Origin of the sequence: Pseudomonas sp. UBA7530 (assembly GCF_002479365.1) — a bacterium.
In the GTDB taxonomy this organism is placed as follows: domain Bacteria; phylum Pseudomonadota; class Gammaproteobacteria; order Pseudomonadales; family Pseudomonadaceae; genus Aquipseudomonas.
The window spans coordinates 236,406-256,789 of the sequence record NZ_DLMS01000013.1 but is presented as its reverse complement, the minus strand read 5'-3'; the positions used below and the strand labels follow the sequence as shown (position 1 = coordinate 256,789).

Sequence of the window (20,384 nt, the reverse complement as noted above, 5' to 3'; positions counted from 1 at the left end):
TTTCTGGTTGTCTCACCTTATCCCCGGCTATCTCTACCGATTTGGTATGCCCGTTGGTATGCTGCCCGCTCGTTAGAACTCGGCATACCAAAAACGCATGAAACGAGCGGATATCAAGCGCCGGCCGATGGCCGATACCACCCTTGCCAACCTCGAACCCGAAGACAAAACCTACCGCGAACACGACGGCCAGGGGCTGTATTTTCGGGTGAAGCCATCAGGCCAGAAGCTCTGGGAACTACGGTACTCGAAACCTGGCTCGAAGGCCCGTTCCTGGCTTGGCCTTGGCCCCTACCCTAGCGTCAATGGCGCCGGCGCCCGCGCAAAGGCACAGGAAGCGCGCGAGCTGATCGCCAAGGGCATCGACCCGTCCACCCAGCGTAAAGCTGAGGTCGCCCAGGAGAAGGCCAAGGCCGAGAGCACTTTCGAGCCACTGGCCCGCGAGTGGTATGCCGCCAGGGTGAAGAGCTGGGGCGATGGGTATGCCAAACGAGTAATGGGCGCCCTGGAGCTGCACGTGTTCCCGAGGATGGGCAAGCGCGCCTACGTCGATATCACTCCGATGGAGTGGATGGAGTTCTTCAGGGGCATGGAGAAGAAAGGCATCATCGACCAGATGGGCAACGTGCGCCGCTTCTGCAAAGAGATCTACGACCTGGCCAGGGTCACCGGCCGCGCCACTACCAACCCGGTGGACGGCCTCGACAAGTTCCTGCAGAAGAAGCAGAGCGAGAACTATGCCCACGTCGACCAGGCCGACCTGCCCATGCTGCTACAGTCGATCAGCGCCTACACCAACCGCGTGGTGCGGATCGGCCTGCGCCTGCTGATCCTCAATGGCCTGCGACCGAGCGAGGTGCGCGAGGCGCGCTGGTCAGAGTTCGACCTTGATGCCGCGATCTGGGAAATCCCGGCCGAGCGCATGAAGAAGCGCCGCGAACATATCGTGCCGCTGTCTACCCAGTCCCTGAACCTGCTGCAGGAACTCAAGATCTACTCGGGCTCGTTCGACCTGCTATTCCCTGGCCGGAACGATCGGACCAAGCCTCTGAGCAACATGGTCTTCAACATGGCGCTACGCCGCATGGGTTACCAGGGCCAGCAGACCGGTCACGGCTTCCGCCACATCGCCAGCACCATCCTCAATGAGCACGGTTTCGACGAAAACCACATCGAGGCCCAGCTATCGCACGCGAAAGCAGGTGTTGCCGGCGTATACAACAAGGCGAAGTACTTGGAGCAGCGTCGGACCATGATGCAGTGGTATGCAGATCATTTGGATGCGCTGGAGAAAGGGAATGTCGTTCACGGCACCTTCGGTAAAGCAAGCTAGCCTTTCGTCACCTTGTTCCCGAACTAGGAATCGCAATGATAGCCTTGCGCCATAATTCAAAGCATCGACAGATCGCGTAATACCACTGCTTGATTCATGAATGAGGGATCCACCATGAAACATGTTATTCCCGCCATCCTCACTGTTCTGCTCTCTTCGCAGGCGTCAGCCGCCTGTTTCGGTGGCGGCTCGTACCAGACCTGCTCCGACAACAGCGGCAACACATACAACGTGCAACGCTTCGGCAACACCACCAATGTTCAAGGATTCAACTCCGGCACTGGCTCGCAGTGGAATCAGACCAGCACGAACATAGGCAATACCACCTTCCATAACGGCACTTCTGCAGACGGAAATTCTTGGAACGGTACCAGCACACGAATCGGTAATATCACCTTTCACAGCGGCATGGACTCCAAGGGCAACGCTTACTCCAAGACCTGTAACCAGTTCGGCTGCTTCTGATCGCCGAAAGAGGGCCTTCCATACATTGTTAGCTTGGCCGAAACTGGATCGAAGTTTCTGGGAGATACCCATGCTTCAAGTCTGGATAGGCGCAATCCTGCTGGTGCTCGGCATGTTCATGCTGCTGGCGAACCCTGTTGCCGGCGGCATACTGATCGGCATCGGCTACCTGCTTTACAAGAACACCAGCAAGGCCACACGCGCTGCCGCAGAGTCCACGTTCTGGGGCATCTGCCTGCTGTGTGGCGCGATCGTCGGCGCCGTGGCCTTCCTTGGCCTGGTCTGATCAGAAATCCCCGCCCGCCAGCTTCACGATCCTTTCCGCAATCTGATTCGACTGACGCTGCAGCGCATCCAGGCGTTGCCGCTTCTGCTCTGGCGTCATCTTGGCGTCGCGATAGACCGCATCCATCTGGTTGCGCACGTTGCCCAGTTGCTTACGAGCGAAGCCCAGCGCCGGGCGGTGGCGCAACTTCTCGCGGTTCGCCGCCATCAGCTGCTCTGCAGCGTCGACGCGACCCTCTTCCCTGTAGGCCTTGATCGTGCGATTGAGCTGGTCGGCCTCGCGCATCATGTCGTAGAACTCAGACTGATACTTCGTGCTGCGCGGCGAATCGCCCTGGTACAGCACTTTCAGAATCGGGATATCGCCGCTCCGGCTGGCCGGGCGTTCTGCGTCGCTCATGCTGTTGGCCACCAGGCTCGACATATCCAGCACGTACTGGCCGAGGGTGCCGGTGTAGGCTGCGATCAGGTGGTCGACCTGCTTGGGCGAGAGCCCGGCAATCGGCCCGGTCACCTGGCCCAGCGCGCGGCCAATTGCGCTGGTGCGCTCGTCGTAGCGCGCTTCTGGCAGTTTCCCCTCGTCGCTCATATCCTCGATCGGCGAGTCGCGGAAGAAGTTGCGATTGGCCTGCAGCTCGCGAATCGGCTGGTAGAACTGCGGTACCGGGTTGAATGCCAGGGTGTCGAACACGCCACGCGATACCGCCTTGGCCAGATCGCCGCCGTCCTGAGTACCGGTGAGCGCATGTAGGATGCGCTCGGGCACGGTACCGAAGATCAAGCCAAGTTCGAACGGTTTGGGAATGCGGAAGTGCTCGTCGCCCAGGAAGATATGCCAGTGCATGTCTTTGTCCCAATCCATCAGCGCCTGATAACGCTCGTCATCATCGTTCAGGCCAGCCAGCATCAGCGAGAAGAGCGCGATATACCCGCCCTTCATGGCCACTTCCTTGGCCAGCAGGGTCTTGTCGCCCTTCACCGCGCGGCCGAGCTTGTATAGGCCCTGCAGGCGAGCATTCAGGAACGGCACCACGTCGGTGAACCACTGCGCCGCGGCGAAGTTGCCACGCAGGCTGTAGTCCATCAGATCCTTGGCTTCATAGGATGCCTGCCGGCGCGACTTGCCAGCCTCGATTGCAGCCTTGTAGGTGCTCAGGCGGTTGGCGTTCTCGACCTTATCGCCCAGCTCCCGGTACTTCTGCCATCCCTTGCCCAGCATGGCCGCGGCCTTGGCCGGGGTGTTCACCAAGCTACCCAGGTATGCCTCCTGCTGCTTGCGGGTGAAGCCCTTCTTCTCGAGCGCGCGGCGGATGATCTGCGCCGAGGCCTCTGGGTCTGCCCCGTGCACGTAGCCACCTTGGAAACTGCCGCCGGCAAACATCAGGTCACGGTAATCCTGATCCTCGCGCAGGGCGTCGCGCATACCCTTGAGCGAGTCCTTGCCCAGCGTGAAGCGGTCTTTGTTGATCACCCAGGCATGCGCAGCGTCACGGATGAAGTTGCGCAGGATGAAGTCAGGCGACGCGGTAACGCCCGTGGTGAGGATCCGCTTGAAGGTTCGGCCGATCTTGGTGATGGGGTCATTGAACACGCTGCCTTCCATGAATTTCAGGCCACGCAGCAGGCTCTCGTCATTGACGCGGTAGTACTCGCTCTTGCCGTCGCGTTGCAGCCGGATGATATCGGGGTCAGTCGGCGCCACGCGGGTCCACAGCTTCTCGAAGCCTTCGCTTTCAGGCTTCATCAGCTGGTTCACCACCTTGATGACGTTGGAGCCGGCCGGCAGGTCGAGCAGGTCGGCAGCCAACGCCAGCGCCTTGCGATCCTTGCGGATCTGCTGTGCGATCTGATCGCGACTGATCAGCACCTGCTGCCAGCGCGGGCTTTCGTCGGTCAGGTAGTCGCTGCCCTGCAGGTTATCCACCACCTCCAGCAGTGCCTTGTTCTTCATCGCCGCGTCAATGCGCTTGGTCCAGCCTGCCAGCATGTTGGCCAGCAGGTCGTTGGTCGGCAGGTTGCCGCCCTTCAGCGCTTTGATAGCTGCAGTCTGGTGCGACAGACCGCGTTTGCTGCGCGGTGCAGTAAAGATGCCTTCGCTTTCGTCCTGGCGGTAGAACGGCACGTAGTAATCCGTCAGCCACTTCGCCCGGGCGTCCTGATCGATCAGGCCGGCTTCTTGTGCCAGGTCGAGAACAGCATCGTTCACTTGGGCATATTCGCGATACACCTTCTCGAAGAGCTCTTCCTTGCCCTGCCCCATGGCCACCAGTTCGGCAATCTCGGTATCGGTCAGGTTGTTCTCGCGCCCCTGAGCCTTGAGCAACTGGGCGCGCTTGCCGCCCAACCATGCGAGCCAAGGCGTCAGGTTGTCCGCGCCGAGGTCGCCCAGGATCTCCAGCACGCCGCGGGTACCGGCCTTGCCGGACACGATACCGTCGCGCCATTCCGGCGCCGCGTAGTGCAGCACACCATGCATAACGTCGGCGATGCCACTGGCCAGGCGGGCCGACACATAGCCCTGCTGGTTTGCATCGGTGACGCCTACCGCCTCTTCAGCACGACGAATGCCGGCCAGGCCGTCGAATATCCCCTCTTCCGAACGCACCGACCATTCTTTCAGCTTCGCCTGCAGGCCGCCCAAGGTAACGTTGCGCACCTGATCCACCAGGTTCTGCGCCTCGCTGCCCGCTAGCCCCAGCTTGCGTAGCGCTTCGGTATCGCGCTGGCTGGCACGGGAATAGCGAATGTCCGGATCGACGCCGTCGAACGCCCCAGTGTTGTTCGTGGCCGACTTCACCTGGTTGTTGTAGAAGGCGACCCAGGTACCGGTATCGCCCAACTGAATACCGTCATACCCTTCGCGCTCGAGCTTCTGCCGCATCTCGATGGCAGCCTGCGGCGTATCGATCGCCTGCGACTCGGCAACACTCATGCGGTAAGGGTTCTTGATCGAGGCGAACAGCGGCATCACCGAGGCACTACCGGGAGAACCACCGGACACGTTCTCAGCGTGACCACGGGCATGCTGCTGGTCAGCAGTCAGGAAAATGCCCAGCGGGGCGATGCTATGCCCAGTGGACTCGCCTGCCCGCGCCTGATCGAACACCGAGAACTCGTTCGGCGAACCATGATAGATAACGAGCGGCTCGCCATTACCGTCCGTCAGTTTCGACACGTCGCCTGGGTTGACGCGCTCCAGCGGTCGGCGTACAAAGTCGGTGACCCCGGTATGGGCCGATGTGGCGCGTTCCCCAGCAATGGGGGTATCCCGCGGAGATACTGCCGGGGTTTCTTCCCTCCCCTCCCTGATCTCTGGATCTACAAGCATCGCGTTATAGAACTGCGCGCTGCCATCCTTCAGCCTCTGCACAGTAAAAATTGCAACAAGCTCAGTGTCGGCAACACTGACTTTGGCCAGCAGTTTCTCAAACGCGGCAACGTTCGGTTCTGCAGATGGATCCTTGGGCGCCCTTGAAGACGAATAGACCGCTCGCTTGAAAGCGCTTCGCAGGTCTTCGGCCATCAGCAATTTCGCGGGATCAGCACCTTCACTTATAAACTTGTTGACGCCTTTGTTCCGGCTGATGCTCACCTCGCCGATATCGTCATTCATCAACGGCACACGACTTTTAACAATGGCATCCAGCGCCTGCTTCGCCTTGGCGCGCAGTTCCTTGATGCTCAGATTGCGCCAGCCATCAGGAACCCTGATCCTGACCGGCGACAGATTCGCCAAGCGAGCTTCCGCAGCCACAGCCTGCCAGTCACCGAACCAGCGCTTGAAGTTCTCGCCGCGGGCCTGATGCCACTGCTTCTGCGTCAGTTTCGACGGCTTCCCGTTTGGCGCCAGCAGGCGACCTTGTTCGTCGACGATCTCAGCCCCCATGCCGGAGCGCCCATCACGCGAGAACGCCTCCCGAGCACCAGCACGGCGCCGGCCGTTCTCGATATAGGCCCGGGCATTGGCCAGCAGCCCCTGGATATCGCCCTCGGTCCAGCGCATATTGAAACCGATCGAGCGCAGCGCGTTGCGCATGGCGGTCACCAGACGCGGCCAGAAGTCCTGCTGCTGGATCGTACCGGCGCCAGCCATGTCGGCCAGTACTTCCTCCATGGCCACGGCCGGCTTGTAACCGAACCGGCGCACCAGGGCGTCAGCCTGCGACTTCATTTCAGGATTGCCGTTGTAGATGCTCATGAGCAGCGGCGTCAGGCGTTGGCCGTAGGCGCCCTGAAGGCCGGCATGGCCAAGCACTTCGTGCTGCAGGACGAAAGCCGCATGTTTTGCGTCTCGCAGGTTGTCGGCCACCAGATACACCTGGCCGTCAGCGAAGATGCCTTCCACGTCGAAGGCGCCATCGCGCTCTACCTGGCGGCGCTGGCGGTCGGGCAGATCCTTGATCGACTGCACCACCTTCACATCTGGCGCGTTCTGCCATGCCCCGGTTAGGCGCTTGATCTGCATGCGCAGTTGGCCTGCACGGGCACCCTGGCCCTGCTCTGGCGCACGGCGGTAGCTGTTGCGCGAGTACTGCTGCTGGCCGAACTCTTGGCGCAGAGCCTCCCAGGCCTGGCGGTTCACGCCCTCCGGGCTGTCGCTGTTCAGTTCGTTGTACTGCTCGAACGTAATGCCGGCCGAGGCACGGTCTACGTCCGCCTCGTATTGATCCTGCAGGCGCTGGATGGCCTGGTCGTAGCCTGGCGATCCTTTCTTGATGCCCGCGGCCTTGGCCTGGCGGTCTATGTAGCGCTTGCGCGGCGTCGCCAGGATCTCGGGCAGGGCCGGTGCCTGGTCATCGGCTTGAACTGGTGCATTTTCTTCACTGGTTGCTGATTGATCAGCAGCAGGCTGCTCGCTCAGTGCAGGCTGTCCGTCGGTGGCCGGTGCTGCAGCAGAAACACCTGCTCCACCAGCTTCTGCCGATCGCCCGGCAGCGGCAGGCCGTTCAGCCACAACTGGCTCTCGCGCCACGTTATCTGCCGCATCTGGCACAGCAGGCGTATCGCCTGCGGCTCGGTCATTAACAGGCCCTGGCCGACTATCAGCACCTTGCACCTCCTGGGACGCTTGGTCAGTGAACGAACTGGGGAACTCACGCGCCAGCGGCAGTAGCTCAGCCATCGGTGCATTGAGGCGGATCACCTTCACGTCACCGCCGGCCTCACGCTGCGCCAGCCACTGGTGGTGGCCATCGAGAACATAGCCATCACCGGATACCAGAATGGAACGCTCGGTACCCTCCCGAGCAGCAGCGCGCCCTACCCGCTCCGGGCTGAACTCGGCTTGTGTCGGGCGCAGGCTGCGAGCCGGAACGGTCTGTTCTTCATGGGTCACGCCTCGGGCGTTCATGAAATTGACCATTGCCCCGCGATGGTCGGCGCGAATCTGCGGCATGTCCGCGCGTGGCACGCCAAGACTGCCGGACTGTTGGTTGAAGCCAACCCAGCCGCTACCAAGGTCGTCACCCTGCAGGTCACGCGCAAAAGTCACACCGCTGTCACGGCTATTGTCACGTGACACGTCCGTGACAGGTTGCCTTGCTGCCGGCGCCTGTCGCTCCATGCCAGGGCCACCAATAGGCCGAACCTGCGCACCAGGCTCAACAAAAGGCGCTGTCACACCGCGCTGAGCATTGCCCTGGCTGTCCACCACCATGGTGCTCGGAGCCGGCAGGCCAAGCGGCGCAGGCGGCGGTACCGGCTCACGCGGTACGGCAACGGCCCATCCACCCTCATGCGGGACGATGATCGGGCTTTCACCCTCGCGCTGCAGTTGGTTGAACAAACCCAACAGGCGCACATCTCGTTCGCCACGGAAAGGACGGCCGTTCTTCTGCACGCGGATTTCGAAGTTTGGATCGCCGGCCACAGGCCTGGCCTGCACGTCCTCGACCGCCATCGGCCCGGTGTCCGACTCAACCGTCGGCAGTGGTAGCGGCTGCTCGATCTGCTCTACCGGCTGCGGGCCAGTGTCCGATTCGACGGTAGCAAGCGGCGGTTGCGCTGGCAGTTCCTCTACCTGCGGCACCAGTTCATCCAGGCCGCGAGTGTCCTGCGGATCGAACCCCTGCTGCGCCCAGGTGTCGAGTTGCCGCTGTGCAGCGGCCAGGGCCTCTGCCTCTGGCACCTCAACCATCGACTGGAGGTTCTGGTCGTAACGGTAGAAGCGCAGATTGCCGCTCTCGTCCAGATCAGCCGGGAAAAGCTCCTGAGCAATCGCCAGTTGCTGGCTGATCGGCTCGTATCGACCACCAGGCTGGGTATCGGGCGCACCGCTGAGCATCGATTGACGCACAGCATCCTGCACCGGGGTCTGGCTGCCAGTTGGGGCGCCATCAACGGCAGTTGCAGCAGCGGCAGACAGCGGGCCAGCAGCAGGGTCCAGCCCCATTTGCTCAGACGGCCGACGCGCGACGTTCACCGCACCGCCAATCGCGGAGCCTGCCAGCGTGCCTTCAACTGCGGCACGCGGCACGCCCTCCATCAGCGGCTTCTGCTCGGCCCAGTTCTGCAGCATCTGCTCTTGAACGGACTGCGGCAGCTCTTCTAGCACGCCCTCGGTCAGCGCGCCGCCGGCAACACGTCGGGCAAGGCCTGGCGATTGCCCGGCCACCTGGCCAACGCCGCCAGCCAGTGCACTCTCTACGTCGATCAGGCCGGCACGCTGCGCTAGGCGCGCACCAAAGCCACTCAGGGCAGCACCAGCCACGCCAGCACCAGCAGACGCCAGGGCAGCGCGCCGCGGGTCGACCTCGCGATCGATCTGATCCATGGTGCCGCCGGCGATCACAGCACCTTCACCACCGGCACCCGCCACAACGGCCTGGCGCGCCGCCTGCGCAGCAGTTGCAGGCGCCGCGATAAGCCCAGCCGCTCGCCCACCCACCAGCGCACCGCGACCGATGGCACCACCGGCAAGCATCTGCGGCAGAGACTCAGCGACAAGGCCAGCGACATTGCCGGGGTTGCGCGCATAGGCACCGGCAACATCCAGCGCATCGCCATCCTCCCAGGCCTGTTCGATCTCTGCAGTACCGGCCTGGCGTGCTGGGCTATATTCCTGCCGCGCCTCTTCTTGCCACTTGCTGGGCTGAAAACCGGTCGCCTCGCCGATCTTGTCGGCAGTCTCGTCGACAACGCGGCGTCCGGTCAGGGCGCCAACACCAACGTCGGCCAGACCGGTAACGACGCCTGGCAGTTGCTGAACGCCGCGCTTGAGGTCGGTACCCAGATCGCCGATAAGGGAGGTGTTCTGCTCTGGCGATGGCTGCGATTGCACAGGCTCATCGAAGCTGTCGAAGAAATTGCTGGACTGTCCGCCCGAATCGAACTCGTCGAAGAAATTCGCCACGCCACCCTCCAAAAGAAAACTCCCGCTATAGCGGGAGTTTCAGAGGTAACGCAGGTATGGCCTAACCCTACAGGGGGTGGCCAATGCTAAGAGCTTGAAAAGCGCTCCTGATCTACAACCATTCCTGGATGATCCAGAAGGTTGTTGACGATAGCATCGTACTCTTGATGGTCATTATGATCTTTCTCACGCAACCACCAGAGCACGAATTTAGCCTCGGCATGGCTGCGCGGCTTTATTTCAGCGAGCAGACCAAAGACAAACCATTCTCGAACAGTCGCTTCAGCCGGCCCGTCACAGCTACTAAATGAGTTACGAAGCCAGTAGAGGTCGTTCCAATAATTGAGTTCATACAAGCAGTCAGTGAGAGTATATGGCAGCAAATCGTCATATTTTAAAAAGCGTTTCCTTACCGCAGCCTCATCATAGTCATGGCAACCTTTAAACTTCGGGCAACGCTTAAGCGTAGTTACACAGAAATCCTCGGCTGGCGTGTTGTCCCAAATAGTCTCCCCTGGAAATCTTGCGTTCGCCTCTCGCCTCTTCATCTCCTTTTCAATGGATCGCTCTGCCAACCCCTGAATATCAGCAAATCCAAAAGAAGAAAAAGCGGCGGCCCAATTTCCGGGATTGTCTTTGATGAGCTTCTGCGTATACCGCTTCTCCAGCTCTTTAAACGGGGTCTTGATGTTTTTTGCCGCTTCCAGAGCAATTGCGATAAGACCCTCCTGCCCGGTACTAATCACCTCACGCAACCACAGCAGTGCATCAACCTCTTTGTCGCCCGTGACAACCTTCTGAGGCGGTAAATCCTGAGCAACAAGGGCGGTCTCTTTGCTTGATTGAATTGGCGGCAAGCTGAACATGGCGCGATGCTTCTGGTTATCTTCCAGACGTTTATTCATCGTTGCGCCCTCCTGTGTCCTTTCCAGAAAGCACTCTTCCTATCTTTCCTTCTGCGACCAGCTTCACCATGGTGAACTCGCCATCCCACCCCTTCTTCATTGGTAGTTTGTGCATGAGATAAAACTGATGAAGACGCTGCGCCCCTGCTAGCAACAACTGCAGGTCATACTTTATGAAAGAGTCACACCCCTCAGCCGAAATGGTTCGCGGCTTTTCTGTCAAATAGCGGTCGCGCACCCTGCTTGCAACACGGTACTTGGGGGAGCGCTCAGCATCGCGTTCGGAGTTATATATCCAGCCAAGCTCCAACAAGGTCGCGTTTACCTGCTGAGTATTGACACCGTTAAGTCGCTTACAAAATTGCGTTGGTGTCTCTCCTGGGAGAAAAAGATTTTCCAGGCTATCGATCCGCTGCGCTTGCTGCTTGTTCTCAACCTGCAGCTTGGCCTTCTGCTCTTCCAAATCTGCCGCCAAACGCAAGGCATCGGCGAATGACTGGGGCAAGGATGGCAACTGCACCTCACGCTTGGTGAAGTACCCCTTCACCAATTGCCGCTGCACCTCCCAAGCGAGATCGTCGGTGAAGCTCTTGACCAGCATCAGGTATCCCGATTCGGTTAGCAGGATTCCTTTGGGTGTCCGGGGTGGGAATACATGCCCCAGCGACTGACGACGAATTTCGTCGGAAGTCACCTCGAAATAGTCCTCAGCCTCGATGAAGCGCGGACGATTCTCCCGGAAATTACGGCTTGCCGTGCCCTCGGGTCGCTGGTGAACTTTATCCACCATCGCCAGAGTGACAACCCGCTGGCCGTTGAATTCGACAACCTGAATCTGCTGACCTTGGATGATGACTGTGGGGGATGTGAAGTTTCCCATCATGCAACCTCCCGATCGCACAGCGCGCGATCCAGATAGGTTTTCATCTGGCTCAGCTGCGACTCCAGCAGCCATAGCACGTTCTTCTCATGCGTAGGCAGGCTACCGCCTTGCAGCACAACAGCCAGGCCGATGGCCCGACCGAGGAAGGTATTGAGTACATCCTGATTCAGCGGCACATTGTCGGGCAGGCTGAATATCTCCTCCGGCGTACTGGCGTCCTCAAGGTTGCATTCTGCGGGCTTTGCGTTAGCATTCATCAGGTGAACTCCTTCCAAAGTTTTCACAGCCGAGGCCTCAGGTGTGACCAGCACCTGGGGCTTCATTCTTTCAGGCGTCTGCCTGCTTGCCTCGCTGACTCTCATCTTGCTTCCTCGATTGTTCCAACCTGTAAACGACCTCTGCCGTAAGGCTGCGGCGGCTTTGTCCTGCCTGTTCTGATAGATAGCTTTTCAGCTCCTCAGGCAGGCGCAATTTGAACTGCAGATCTATGCGACTCATCTCTCCTCCTATTGGACCCAATGGGTTCAAGTCGATTAGAACCCACTGGGTCCATTTACGTCAAGACCCATTTGGTCCATCATTCGCGCATGAAAAGAACCGACCCTCAGTTCAAGCTGCGAATCCCAGAAGACCTGAAAGCCAAGGTCGAGGAATCCGCCAAAGCCAACCACCGATCTTTGAATGCGGAGATCGTCGCTCGCCTTGAGTCCAGTTTTGATCGTGAAGTGATTGATTACGCACTGACCCGCCCTGGCGCGGATACGGCAGGGACTTCTTTTGCTCGACCACTCGCCCTGGGCGATGCCGAAAGCCTTCTGGATGCAGCGCGTGCAGCTTTCCGCAAAGAACAGATCGCGCTTCTCACCGACCAGCTGATTGCAGAAATCGAGTTGACGGCTGTTCGCGGCGAAGGCACTGATTTCGACTTGACCATGACCGAGTCGATTACCGAGAACATCGACAAGCTGGCCGCTCTAAAAGGAACTGACCCGCTTCAGGAGTACGCCGCCCTGATGGAGACGGTGGAAAAACGACTGGACGAGGCTTCAGCACCCAGCACCGGCGCTAAACGCATCAGGCGCACCCGCACGCCTAGGGTTTAATCACTCAGTGGCAAGCGCTGGCCATGGATGAATGACCAGCTACCAGAATGGCTCTTGATGGTCTAGCGTCACAAGGCCACCAACCACGGATGATAGCCATGAGCGACTTGGAACAACGCGTTGAAGTGCTGGAAAAGCTACTCCTGAACCTTCAAGCCCAGACGGTTGGTATGCGCAATGCACTGCATGCCATTATCGAAACGCGCCACAACCCCGCCGCTCTGGACGCCATGCTGGCTGACTACAAACTCAAGCTCGAAGCTACTCTTGGGGCTTCAATCGCGTCTGACTCGGCGATTGAAGAGGCACTAGCGCTGCTTGATTTAATGCGTCTATCTGCGCAGAAAGACCGCTGACAGCCCCGGCACTTCGCGCATCCAACTTCTCCACCACCTTGCCGGCCAGCCGCTCAAGGAACTCTTCATCGTCCAGCAGATGATCAGGCCCAGGCCTTGAATCCGCTCGTCCAAGTGCTCTGCTGGCAAACTCGAACAGCGCATTTACGTTGCCCTGCAGGCGGCTTTGCCTACCGCGGCCATCGCTCGATGCTTTACTATCTTCCATCTCACACCTCCAGGCTGTGAAGCCCATGAAAAAACTGCTGATCACCGCCGCCCTGCTCTTGTTCTCCTGCTTTGCCCAGGCCGGCAACTACGCAACCTGCCTGCTCGATAAGCTGCCAGGCGTGCAGAACCATGGCGCCAGCGTGTCAGCCGTGCGCGTGTGCCAGAGCAAGTACCCTGGCGGCCTGGCCGGCGTAGAACAGGGCGCCGGCCGCGGCCTGTTCGCTTCCTACGACAATGGCGATGAATGCACCTACGACAAGGCCAAGGACACGCGCTATACCGGCGCTGTTCGTGTAATGGCCGAGGCGTGCATGCGGCTCTATAACAAGCCGCAGCCGAAGCCCAAACCGAATTTTTTCGACCAGTTCGACGAATAATCCCTCTACCCCTGCAAGTATCTGGCGGCAGTACCTGGCCCATACTTCTGATCAAATTCAGCGGCGCGCTGTGGGTTTGCTCGCAGCGCTTGAACAGCCGCATTCGGCGGATTCGTAGCGGACACCTGCTGCCCACCACCCTGGATAGCCCGCAGCGCTGGCTGTAGCCATTCCTCGAACGACATAGGCCGTGCGCTTTCGCCTTCACCGATGGTTGGCGGTGTCTGCAGGCTGCTGAACGACTTGTAGAGGTCGCTGATCACTCGCTGCTGCTGGCTGTTGGCTTCCTGCTGAGCCTTCAGGCGGGCATCCGGGGTGATCGACAATGCGTTGTAGGCATCCATGGCTTGGGCTCGCTGCTGCTCGCTCAGGGTTGGGTCGTTGATCTGCGCACGCAGCTGATCCAGGCGCTGGCGGTCCTGCACGCCCAGGTCGCCCTCGGCGATCTGCTGCTGCAAGCGCTGCTGGTTGAGCTGCTCGGTACCCATGCGCTGGGCAGCGGTAGCGCGCTCTACGGCTGCATTCGCTTCTCCCTGCTGAGTCTGGCTGCGAATCGCATCAGCTTGCGCGCTCGCGCCAGCCATGCGCGCCCGCTGACGCTCTGCGATAGTTGGTGCACGGCGGGAAGCAAGCCACGAATTGTCTTCAACCACAGTAAGGCGGCCACCGCCTTCTCCGATCTGCCCTCTCCGAGCCTCCCGAATGGTATCGGCATGAATGTCGTTGGCACGCTGATAGCGATCGAGCGCGAGCTGTGCATCACCTGGCTGACCTACCGAGAACGTACCGCGTCCGTCACCAACACCGCTCATGCCCCCTTGCGGCATCGTGCGCGCACCAGAAACAGCCGTGCTGTCGTTGGTGAACTCCGGCACTCCATCATCGCCCCGGCGCATGGCGATGCCATTTCCGACCTGGGAGTAACCGTTACCGATAGAGGCCGGTGCTGGATCTTCGGCAGCCTGACCAGCACTAGGCGCGGCCCCCATATCGCCGGGCACCAGCGTGTTTCCCCTGTACGCCGCCGGTGCCGTTGGTGAGACCGCCTGACTGCCGCTGGCTTCCTGTACCCCGGTAGCATTTCGCAGCCCTGCACGAACGTCGTTGAACAGGTTGACATTGGCATCAGCGAAGTCAGATGCACCCTCGGCAGTCTGGCGCGCAAGCTCGGCCGTTCGCGGGTAGCCCGGGTGCGGTAGAGGATCACCACCAATTGCTCGGCGACCGAGGTTGGCTACAGCCGTGCCGGCAACGTTGGCGAACTCACGCGCAGCCGCTACAGGCACCCCAAGGGCGCCACCCACCATCCGCCCGATGCCGGCACTGTCATCCTTCACCAGCCCGCCATTGGCGAACGGCTGCAATCCAGCGCGCGGCATTTCTTTCCGCTCTTGAGCGGTGACGGGCTTCGGCAAACCATATCCCCGCGGCTTCTGGTCATCCACCAAGCCGCCATCAGCGAAACGCTGGCGAGCACCAGGCATACCAAGGCGCGGCTGCTGCTTCGGATCACGCTCTGATGCAGTTCGTGGCATTCCCAGGCGCGGCTGCTCCGGCGGCATAAGGGTGGTGGTCGGAATGCGCACACCTAAGCCACGGCGCGAATCTACCTCGACTAGACCACCATCAGCGTATCCCCTCACCGGCTCTTGCGCCTCGTCCGCCGCTACGCTTCCCGCAACACTTGCACCAGTTCCAAGAGCAGTCTTACCAAGTGAAGGAACTGCCCCTGCTGCGGTTTTCAGTGTTGGAGCAACAGCCCTAACTGCACCGAAGATTGGCACGCTCTGCAGTGCAGCCACCCCCATTCCAGGCAAATCACCAGACCCAGCAGCATCGTGCATAGCACCCAAAGCAGAGCCGAAGCCGGTCACAGGGTTAAGTGCTCGAGTACCGCGCTCCAGCAGGGTCGGATTACCAGCCTCAAAATTCGCGTTACTTTCTGACCAGTACTCGCCAACTCCATCCAATGGATTAAAGGCTACGCCACCATCAGCAAAGAACTGACGCGGGCCGTCGGCTTGCTGCCTTTTCGCAGCAGCCATCACCGCCTTGGTGAGCCCGAAGCCCTTCTGCTGATGCGTTGCGTTCTTCAGCTGGTCGAGCACCACAGCGCCAAGAGCATGCACATCCTGCGGTGGCACTTCGTACTCACCATTGCTGACCGCTACCGGCACCTGCTTGCCTGGCATACCAAGCCCTGGCTGCTCCTGCGCAGGCCCGTTCTGACCATTTCGCCCAGGCATGCCTAGGCCAAGCTGGGCAGTCGTGTCCGCTGGCAGAATGTAGGTGCCGCCTGGGACGTCCTTGTTGATCGAGTCAGAGGTGCCAGTGCCGGGTCCTTCAATCAGACCGCCATTGGCTGCGTGTTTGCGCTTTGGGATGCCGTACATTGCCTATCTCCCGTGTAATTGGGGGAATCGTTCCACCGACCAGGCAGCAGGCCAAACCCTACAGGGGGCCACGTGCTGACACTGGGCGCCCAACCTATGGCACATCAGGTACCCACCCAGCACCTGCGCCGCCGAATCCATCCTCAGAGCACTGTTTGAACGCCGTCCAGAACGCCGGGATAGCTGGCCCGCTACTGCTCTGAAACAGCGTGGCCAGACCTGGCTCCTGCTCCATATCTGTTTGAACCACTGACCCTTCGCTCATAACACTGTCGGTGGTCAGCTTGAGAGCTTCCCCAGTCAGGTAGATCTCCCATCCAGTTTCGGTTCGAAACGCCACCGCTTCGGGAGAAATCAGCGTTTGAGCATCAGGGTAGGCGGCAACTACACCAGCCATGATTGGCACCGATCGCCCACCAACCAGATCGCGGACGCTTTCGTAGTCGCCCACCTCCTGCTCGATCAGGGTTGGCCCATTCATCGGGCTGTTCGTCGGGATCAGAAAGGCACCGGTCACATCAACGCGCGTTGTCATACCAGCTGCTCCCCTAGTCCCAGAACATAGCCCGACGCCAGCAACCCCAGTACCCGACTTTCCACAGGCCTACTTCCACCATGGGCATTACCCTGCGGTACGGCGCAGTCTGGGAACACCTGCGCAACTGAGCCTGGCGACATCGCCACGGTTACGACTGATCCAGGGACATACGGGGAGAAGAACGCCTGCACGCTCGGCCCTCCAGGCAACAGGTACCCAACTGCTTGGTGGGAGAAGTCAGGTTCTGCACCACCGACAACAGCGGATGCCACCACAGATACCGGAGACGGCGCCCCTCCATCCCATCTGGTCACCCAGCGCAGCAGCTCGATCAGGTAGTCGGAACCATCACGCACTGCCGTTAGCGCATACAGGTTGCCGTCCATTCCGAGCACTGGAAGCGCCGGCATCCTGTCGTAGTCGTTTCCAGTGCTTGGCAGCGGAGAGTCAGGATCGTAGGAAGCACGCCCGTAGACCGTCCCATCTGGCATGTTCAGGTGCACGATGCTGCCCGGGTACAGTTCATTTGTCTGCAGCGAGTATGTTGTCGGCGTCATGCGCCCTCCCCGGCCGGCGGCCGCCTCAGTATGTAACGTCGATCAGCACTGCTGTCGCCAACAGGGCCAAGCACATGAAAGCCGAGCGAAGGCGTTCCGTTCCTGGCGTACTCGCCGCCAGCTGCGTTCACTCGATGCGTTGAATTGGCGTCATACAGCAGTTCCCAGTTCACGCCGCCATCGATCGAGGTCAGCACTTCGCCTATCTCGTCACCACGACCGCGCCGCAGCATCAGACATGGCTCTTGGACCACCTGCCCCCCGGCATTCACGATCTCGTACTGGTAGCAGGTGAGAGCCAGAAACTGCCCGACCATCGGGCTGTTCGGCAGGTGCTGTACAACGGAAACGGCGTGGGCCTCGCCGGTCACGGAGGAAAAGCGGCAGATCACTGCATGGTACCGACGAGTGCTGCCGCCGATGATCTCTCGCTGACTGAGCGCAAACATCACGTCTGTTTCGCTAACCTGGGCGAAGGTGTTCATCTCCAGCCCGGCCGGCACGTACTCGTCAGCGTAGAAGTCCAGCAACTCATAGTCGCTCTCGTCTGCCAGGCTGAACATCCCCAGCATCTGCCGGCGATGGCAGTTGATCGCGGAGCCAATCCACTGAAAAACATCCAGCACGCCATTCCCGTACTTGCCTTCGGTGATCGGCTCGATGTTCCCGCCAAGGGCCCTGGAGTCGACGACGTGCTTCACGCCGTCGACCACAAACCAGAGCTCTTCGTACTTGCTGCGATCTGGATATGGTCCGAACTCACGGTCGGTGTAGAAGACCGGACCGCCCACTGAACTATTAACGCGCCCCTGATAGTCCTCTGTATAAGGCATCGGGACGTTGACCCCGATATGGGTGAGCTTCGCGGCCAGGTACTGATTGCGCTCGTAGCGCACTGCACGCACAGCGTAGGTCCGCTGCCCATTGAGCACGCACGCGAAGCGAACCTGCGGCAGATAGGCCACGCCACTGTCCATGCCCGCAGAATATTGTGCGCAGTCACCCGGCCCAATGACGTCATGGAAAGCCGAATCGACGGTGTACGTGCTCGGGTCATCCATAGCCGCGCGAACAAACACCAGGCCAGTTTTTGTAACCGCCAGAAGGGCCTCACTCGGCGCTGATGGTTGATCGTCTGTCGCCCTGCGTGTCGGCAGCGTCGGCACCAGAGCGCTGTCGAGCGCCTTCACCGCAAACGCGAACTCGACTTCGCCGTCGATCGTCGTCGAGTAGACCGCGCCGAATGCATGAGGCAACGGATGGCCGCTGTCAAACTGCGGTATGAACCCATCCGCCGCAGTAGCTTGCGCCCAACTCCCGATTGCCGTTCGAAACATCGCGGATCGATCGTCGACAGTCCCAGGCTGGAACCACATCGGCAGATCAGCCATGGTCACGCGCCACGCGCCCGACCACCCCATCGCAGGCGCACCAGCCCGTGGCTCTGCGTCAGGGCTTGGCACCGGCTCCTGCCCTGGCACGGGCACGATCAGGTAGGTGCCGTCCCGGCTGCTGATGGCTCGCTTTACATAACGCACGTCTGCAGACGCCTCTACGGTTGCGCGCCACCAATTTTGCTGTTCCGGTAGTGTCACAGGCGCGTTTTCGAACTTCATCAGCAATAGTTCAGGGTGATACGCGGCCGGCATCAACGCGGCCCCCACCTCGAACAATGCCGACATAGCCAGGGACCGAGACGAGACGTAGCCAGATTGCGGAGTGCCAGAAGGCGACCACGCGCCATGCAGCTCAAACAGTCCGTCATCCAATCGAGCAACAGGCGCCCCGATAAGGCATCCTTCTGGGGTTGCACTGATACCCGGCAGGCAGTTTTGTCGATATGCAAAATGGGATTCACGGGACACCCGATGCGGCGAACTTGTCGCGCCTACACCGCCCTCATTGGCGTCCGGCAAAAGCCGCGGCGTAGCGGTTGGCCTGAGATTTACCCATGCTGCGTTCCACAGCTCATTATCAAGAGCAGTCCGCCACGCGGCACCCGTAAATAGCAAAGTTTCCCCGACTTCAGCACTGACCCAATCGTCCTGCAGGCGCAGGCTCCATGATCCCCTGCAGTTCCAATGCGTAACCTGCAGGCTGGCCCCCAGCGTGCGATATCGAGCGAGCCAGGGGCCAATGCCAAGCACATTTTGCCCGAGCGCGTTCGCTACGCTTGTCGCACCAACCCACGCATGGGTCACTCCCTGGTCTACCTCGACTTTTGCCGCAGGCGCGTAGAACGACGCACTGGCGCCATCCATATCAGCACTGCTAGCTGTGGCATTCAGCGTGCGACTGAACGACTTGCTACGGTACAGCGATTGCGGGAAGCGCACATTCCACTTCGGCAACCCGGTGTACATGAGATCATCAGCGCGATAATCGCTTTCCGGCAGCCGCCCACCACCAGCTGAAAGCCTGAGCGACAGAGGCAAACGCCATTGTTCCTGAGCACTGTTGTTTTGCTCATAGATCATCGAGACACCCCACACCGCAACGCAGCGCAGGCCAAGCTCGAGGGCGATAGCAGTGGTGATATCGCGACCACCCGTTATGGTCACCAGATAGCCCTTCAAAATGAACTTTCTTGACGAACCAGGGGCAACGCTGCGCCCCTCTGATTTTGCTCTACGCTGGACCAGAGGGTCGGGAGCACCCACGAACTTGACGATGACCTGCGCCATCACACCGACTCGATCTGCGCCGTGAGAGAGCCTGCGGCGCTTGCTGCACCCTGAGCGATGCTGGCAAAGCCCTGAGCGGCCTGAGCATGAGCGCCAGCCGATCCTCGCTGCGCAGCATTGGCAACGCGATTCCGATCGATATCGGAGCTCACGCCTGCCTCTGTTGCCGCCGCGCGCAGGCGCAGCCCCTCCCATGCAACCTCGACGTTGTAATAGTTCGATAGCGCACCGTAGTAGGTGTTGTAGGCTTGGGCGCGAATGCGCTGGGTGTCGTTGTCCAGGCCGTACACGCTGAAGTACGCGCGGAAAAAGTCAGCGCTGATGCCGAGAATCCCTGTCTTCAACTGGGCGGCGATACCCAGCGAGTACTTCAGAATGTCATTCTTGATCTCGGCATCGCGAATGGTTGCATCACGATTCGCATCCAGAGCAGCATCGGTAGCACGCTGCTCAGACTGCGCGATAGCGTCAACCAGAGCGCCAACTGGCATCGTGAAGCCACGCCCCGAGAATGCTGCCTCGAGCGTGCGACGCTCGCTGCTGCTGGTTCTGTACGCACGATCACGCGCCTTGTGCCAGACAAGATCGAAGACCGTCGAGTCAATGCCGAACGGCTTCGACCCACTGATCACGCCCAGCACAAAATCTTCAGGCTGATTTTTGAATCCGCTATTGATCGATGGAAAGTAGTTGTTCAGCCACTGATCGACCTTGTCGTCGATCTGCGCAGCGATGGCGCTGGCATTGTCTGCACCTGATAGCAGGTCACTGAACTTTGGTGGAGCCTGCAGATTGAGCTGCCCAGGATCATAGTTCATCCGCTGCTCTTTCAGCCTGGCTTCATTGCCAATACTGATTCGCGCGGCACTCATGCTGGCACGATCCATCGCCGACGTGACGACAGAAAAAAGGTTGTTCGTTGTATCCGGATAGGCGCTGGCCAT

The 20,384-nt window shown here is 60.1% G+C and carries 15 protein-coding genes; 6 read left to right on the top strand and 9 right to left on the bottom strand.

Going from position 1 to position 20,384, the window contains the following annotated elements:
* The first annotated feature begins 97 nt into the window (after positions 1 to 97).
* The 3 genes from B2U07_RS21785 to B2U07_RS21775 all read left to right on the top strand — a co-directional run bounded on the left by B2U07_RS21785 (position 98) and on the right by B2U07_RS21775 (position 2,084).
* Complete coding sequence (locus B2U07_RS21785; RefSeq protein ID WP_296277898.1) at positions 98 to 1,333, top strand: tyrosine-type recombinase/integrase; 1,236 nt, start codon at positions 98 to 100, stop codon at positions 1,331 to 1,333.
* Positions 1,334 to 1,447: 114 nt separating this feature from the next.
* Positions 1,448 to 1,798 (top strand): hypothetical protein, encoded by a 351-nt coding sequence (locus B2U07_RS21780; protein ID WP_296277896.1) that lies wholly within the window; start codon positions 1,448 to 1,450, stop codon positions 1,796 to 1,798.
* A gap of 70 nt (positions 1,799 to 1,868) precedes the next feature.
* Positions 1,869 to 2,084 carry a hypothetical protein gene (locus B2U07_RS21775; protein WP_279533505.1) on the top strand — a complete coding sequence of 72 codons (216 nt, stop codon included), beginning with the start codon at positions 1,869 to 1,871 and terminating at the stop codon, positions 2,082 to 2,084.
* Here the strand turns inward: B2U07_RS21775 and B2U07_RS21770 are convergent, their stop codons facing one another.
* From B2U07_RS21770 to B2U07_RS21750, 5 genes are all read right to left on the bottom strand, one after another.
* Positions 2,085 to 9,434 (bottom strand): LPD38 domain-containing protein, encoded by a 7,350-nt coding sequence (locus B2U07_RS21770; protein WP_296277892.1) that lies wholly within the window; start codon positions 9,432 to 9,434, stop codon positions 2,085 to 2,087.
* Positions 9,435 to 9,520: 86 nt separating this feature from the next.
* The gene (locus B2U07_RS21765; protein WP_296277890.1) at positions 9,521 to 10,339 is read right to left on the bottom strand and encodes a hypothetical protein; all 819 of its coding nucleotides are present in this window, start codon (positions 10,337 to 10,339) and stop codon (positions 9,521 to 9,523) included.
* Positions 10,332 to 11,222 (bottom strand): ORF6N domain-containing protein, encoded by an 891-nt coding sequence (locus B2U07_RS21760; protein ID WP_296277888.1) that lies wholly within the window; start codon positions 11,220 to 11,222, stop codon positions 10,332 to 10,334. The genes B2U07_RS21765 and B2U07_RS21760 overlap by 8 nt, the downstream gene beginning before the upstream one ends.
* Positions 11,219 to 11,479, bottom strand: a complete 261-nt coding sequence (locus tag B2U07_RS21755) for a hypothetical protein (RefSeq protein ID WP_296277886.1) — start codon at positions 11,477 to 11,479, stop codon at positions 11,219 to 11,221. Before B2U07_RS21755 ends, B2U07_RS21760 begins: the two co-directional genes overlap by 4 nt.
* Positions 11,480 to 11,549: 70 nt before the next feature.
* Entirely contained in the window at positions 11,550 to 11,720 is a 171-nt protein-coding gene (locus B2U07_RS21750) for an Arc family DNA-binding protein (protein WP_074914226.1), read from the bottom strand.
* A gap of 89 nt (positions 11,721 to 11,809) precedes the next feature.
* On the opposite strand from B2U07_RS21750, the gene B2U07_RS21745 reads away from it, so the two are divergent.
* From B2U07_RS21745 to B2U07_RS21735, 3 genes are all read left to right on the top strand, one after another.
* Positions 11,810 to 12,325 (top strand): Arc family DNA-binding protein, encoded by a 516-nt coding sequence (locus tag B2U07_RS21745; protein WP_296277884.1) that lies wholly within the window; start codon positions 11,810 to 11,812, stop codon positions 12,323 to 12,325.
* Between the two features lie 98 nt (positions 12,326 to 12,423).
* The gene (locus B2U07_RS21740) at positions 12,424 to 12,681 is read left to right on the top strand and encodes a hypothetical protein (RefSeq protein WP_143507523.1); all 258 of its coding nucleotides are present in this window, start codon (positions 12,424 to 12,426) and stop codon (positions 12,679 to 12,681) included.
* Positions 12,682 to 12,914: 233 nt separating this feature from the next.
* Entirely contained in the window at positions 12,915 to 13,268 is a 354-nt protein-coding gene (locus B2U07_RS21735; RefSeq protein WP_296277883.1) for a hypothetical protein, read from the top strand.
* 5 nt (positions 13,269 to 13,273) lie between these two features.
* Here B2U07_RS21735 and B2U07_RS21730 read toward each other — a convergent pair whose 3' ends face one another.
* The 4 genes from B2U07_RS21730 to B2U07_RS21715 form a co-directional block, all read right to left on the bottom strand.
* The gene (locus tag B2U07_RS21730; RefSeq protein WP_296277881.1) at positions 13,274 to 15,661 is read right to left on the bottom strand and encodes a hypothetical protein; all 2,388 of its coding nucleotides are present in this window, start codon (positions 15,659 to 15,661) and stop codon (positions 13,274 to 13,276) included.
* Positions 15,662 to 15,755: 94 nt separating this feature from the next.
* On the bottom strand, positions 15,756 to 16,196 hold the full coding sequence (locus B2U07_RS21725) for a hypothetical protein (protein ID WP_296277880.1): 441 nt from the start codon (positions 16,194 to 16,196) through the stop codon (positions 15,756 to 15,758).
* 556 nt (positions 16,197 to 16,752) lie between these two features.
* Positions 16,753 to 19,440, bottom strand: a complete 2,688-nt coding sequence (locus B2U07_RS21720; protein WP_296277878.1) for a hypothetical protein — start codon at positions 19,438 to 19,440, stop codon at positions 16,753 to 16,755.
* Positions 19,440 to 20,384, bottom strand: coding sequence for a hypothetical protein (locus B2U07_RS21715; RefSeq protein ID WP_296277877.1), 945 nt, complete (start codon positions 20,382 to 20,384; stop codon positions 19,440 to 19,442). The genes B2U07_RS21720 and B2U07_RS21715 overlap by 1 nt, the downstream gene beginning before the upstream one ends.

Bases quoted from the DNA above. Each gene is read 5' to 3' on its own strand.
- B2U07_RS21720 (WP_296277878.1), bottom strand. From the start codon at position 19,440: ATGGCGCAGGTCATCGTCAAGTTCGTGGGTGCTCCCGACCCTCTGGTC.
- B2U07_RS21765 (WP_296277890.1), bottom strand. From the start codon at position 10,339: ATGAATAAACGTCTGGAAGATAACCAGAAGCATCGCGCCATGTTCAGC.
- B2U07_RS21760 (WP_296277888.1), bottom strand. From the start codon at position 11,222: ATGATGGGAAACTTCACATCCCCCACAGTCATCATCCAAGGTCAGCAG.
- B2U07_RS21745 (WP_296277884.1), top strand. From the start codon at position 11,810: ATGAAAAGAACCGACCCTCAGTTCAAGCTGCGAATCCCAGAAGACCTG.
- B2U07_RS21735 (WP_296277883.1), top strand. From the start codon at position 12,915: ATGAAAAAACTGCTGATCACCGCCGCCCTGCTCTTGTTCTCCTGCTTT.
- B2U07_RS21725 (WP_296277880.1), bottom strand. From the start codon at position 16,196: ATGACAACGCGCGTTGATGTGACCGGTGCCTTTCTGATCCCGACGAAC.
- B2U07_RS21785 (WP_296277898.1), top strand. From the start codon at position 98: ATGAAACGAGCGGATATCAAGCGCCGGCCGATGGCCGATACCACCCTT.
- B2U07_RS21740 (WP_143507523.1), top strand. From the start codon at position 12,424: ATGAGCGACTTGGAACAACGCGTTGAAGTGCTGGAAAAGCTACTCCTG.
- B2U07_RS21775 (WP_279533505.1), top strand. From the start codon at position 1,869: ATGCTTCAAGTCTGGATAGGCGCAATCCTGCTGGTGCTCGGCATGTTC.
- B2U07_RS21755 (WP_296277886.1), bottom strand. From the start codon at position 11,479: ATGAATGCTAACGCAAAGCCCGCAGAATGCAACCTTGAGGACGCCAGT.
- B2U07_RS21730 (WP_296277881.1), bottom strand. From the start codon at position 15,661: ATGTACGGCATCCCAAAGCGCAAACACGCAGCCAATGGCGGTCTGATT.
- B2U07_RS21780 (WP_296277896.1), top strand. From the start codon at position 1,448: ATGAAACATGTTATTCCCGCCATCCTCACTGTTCTGCTCTCTTCGCAG.
- B2U07_RS21715 (WP_296277877.1), bottom strand. From the start codon at position 20,384: ATGGCCAGCGCCTATCCGGATACAACGAACAACCTTTTTTCTGTCGTC.
- B2U07_RS21750 (WP_074914226.1), bottom strand. From the start codon at position 11,720: ATGAGTCGCATAGATCTGCAGTTCAAATTGCGCCTGCCTGAGGAGCTG.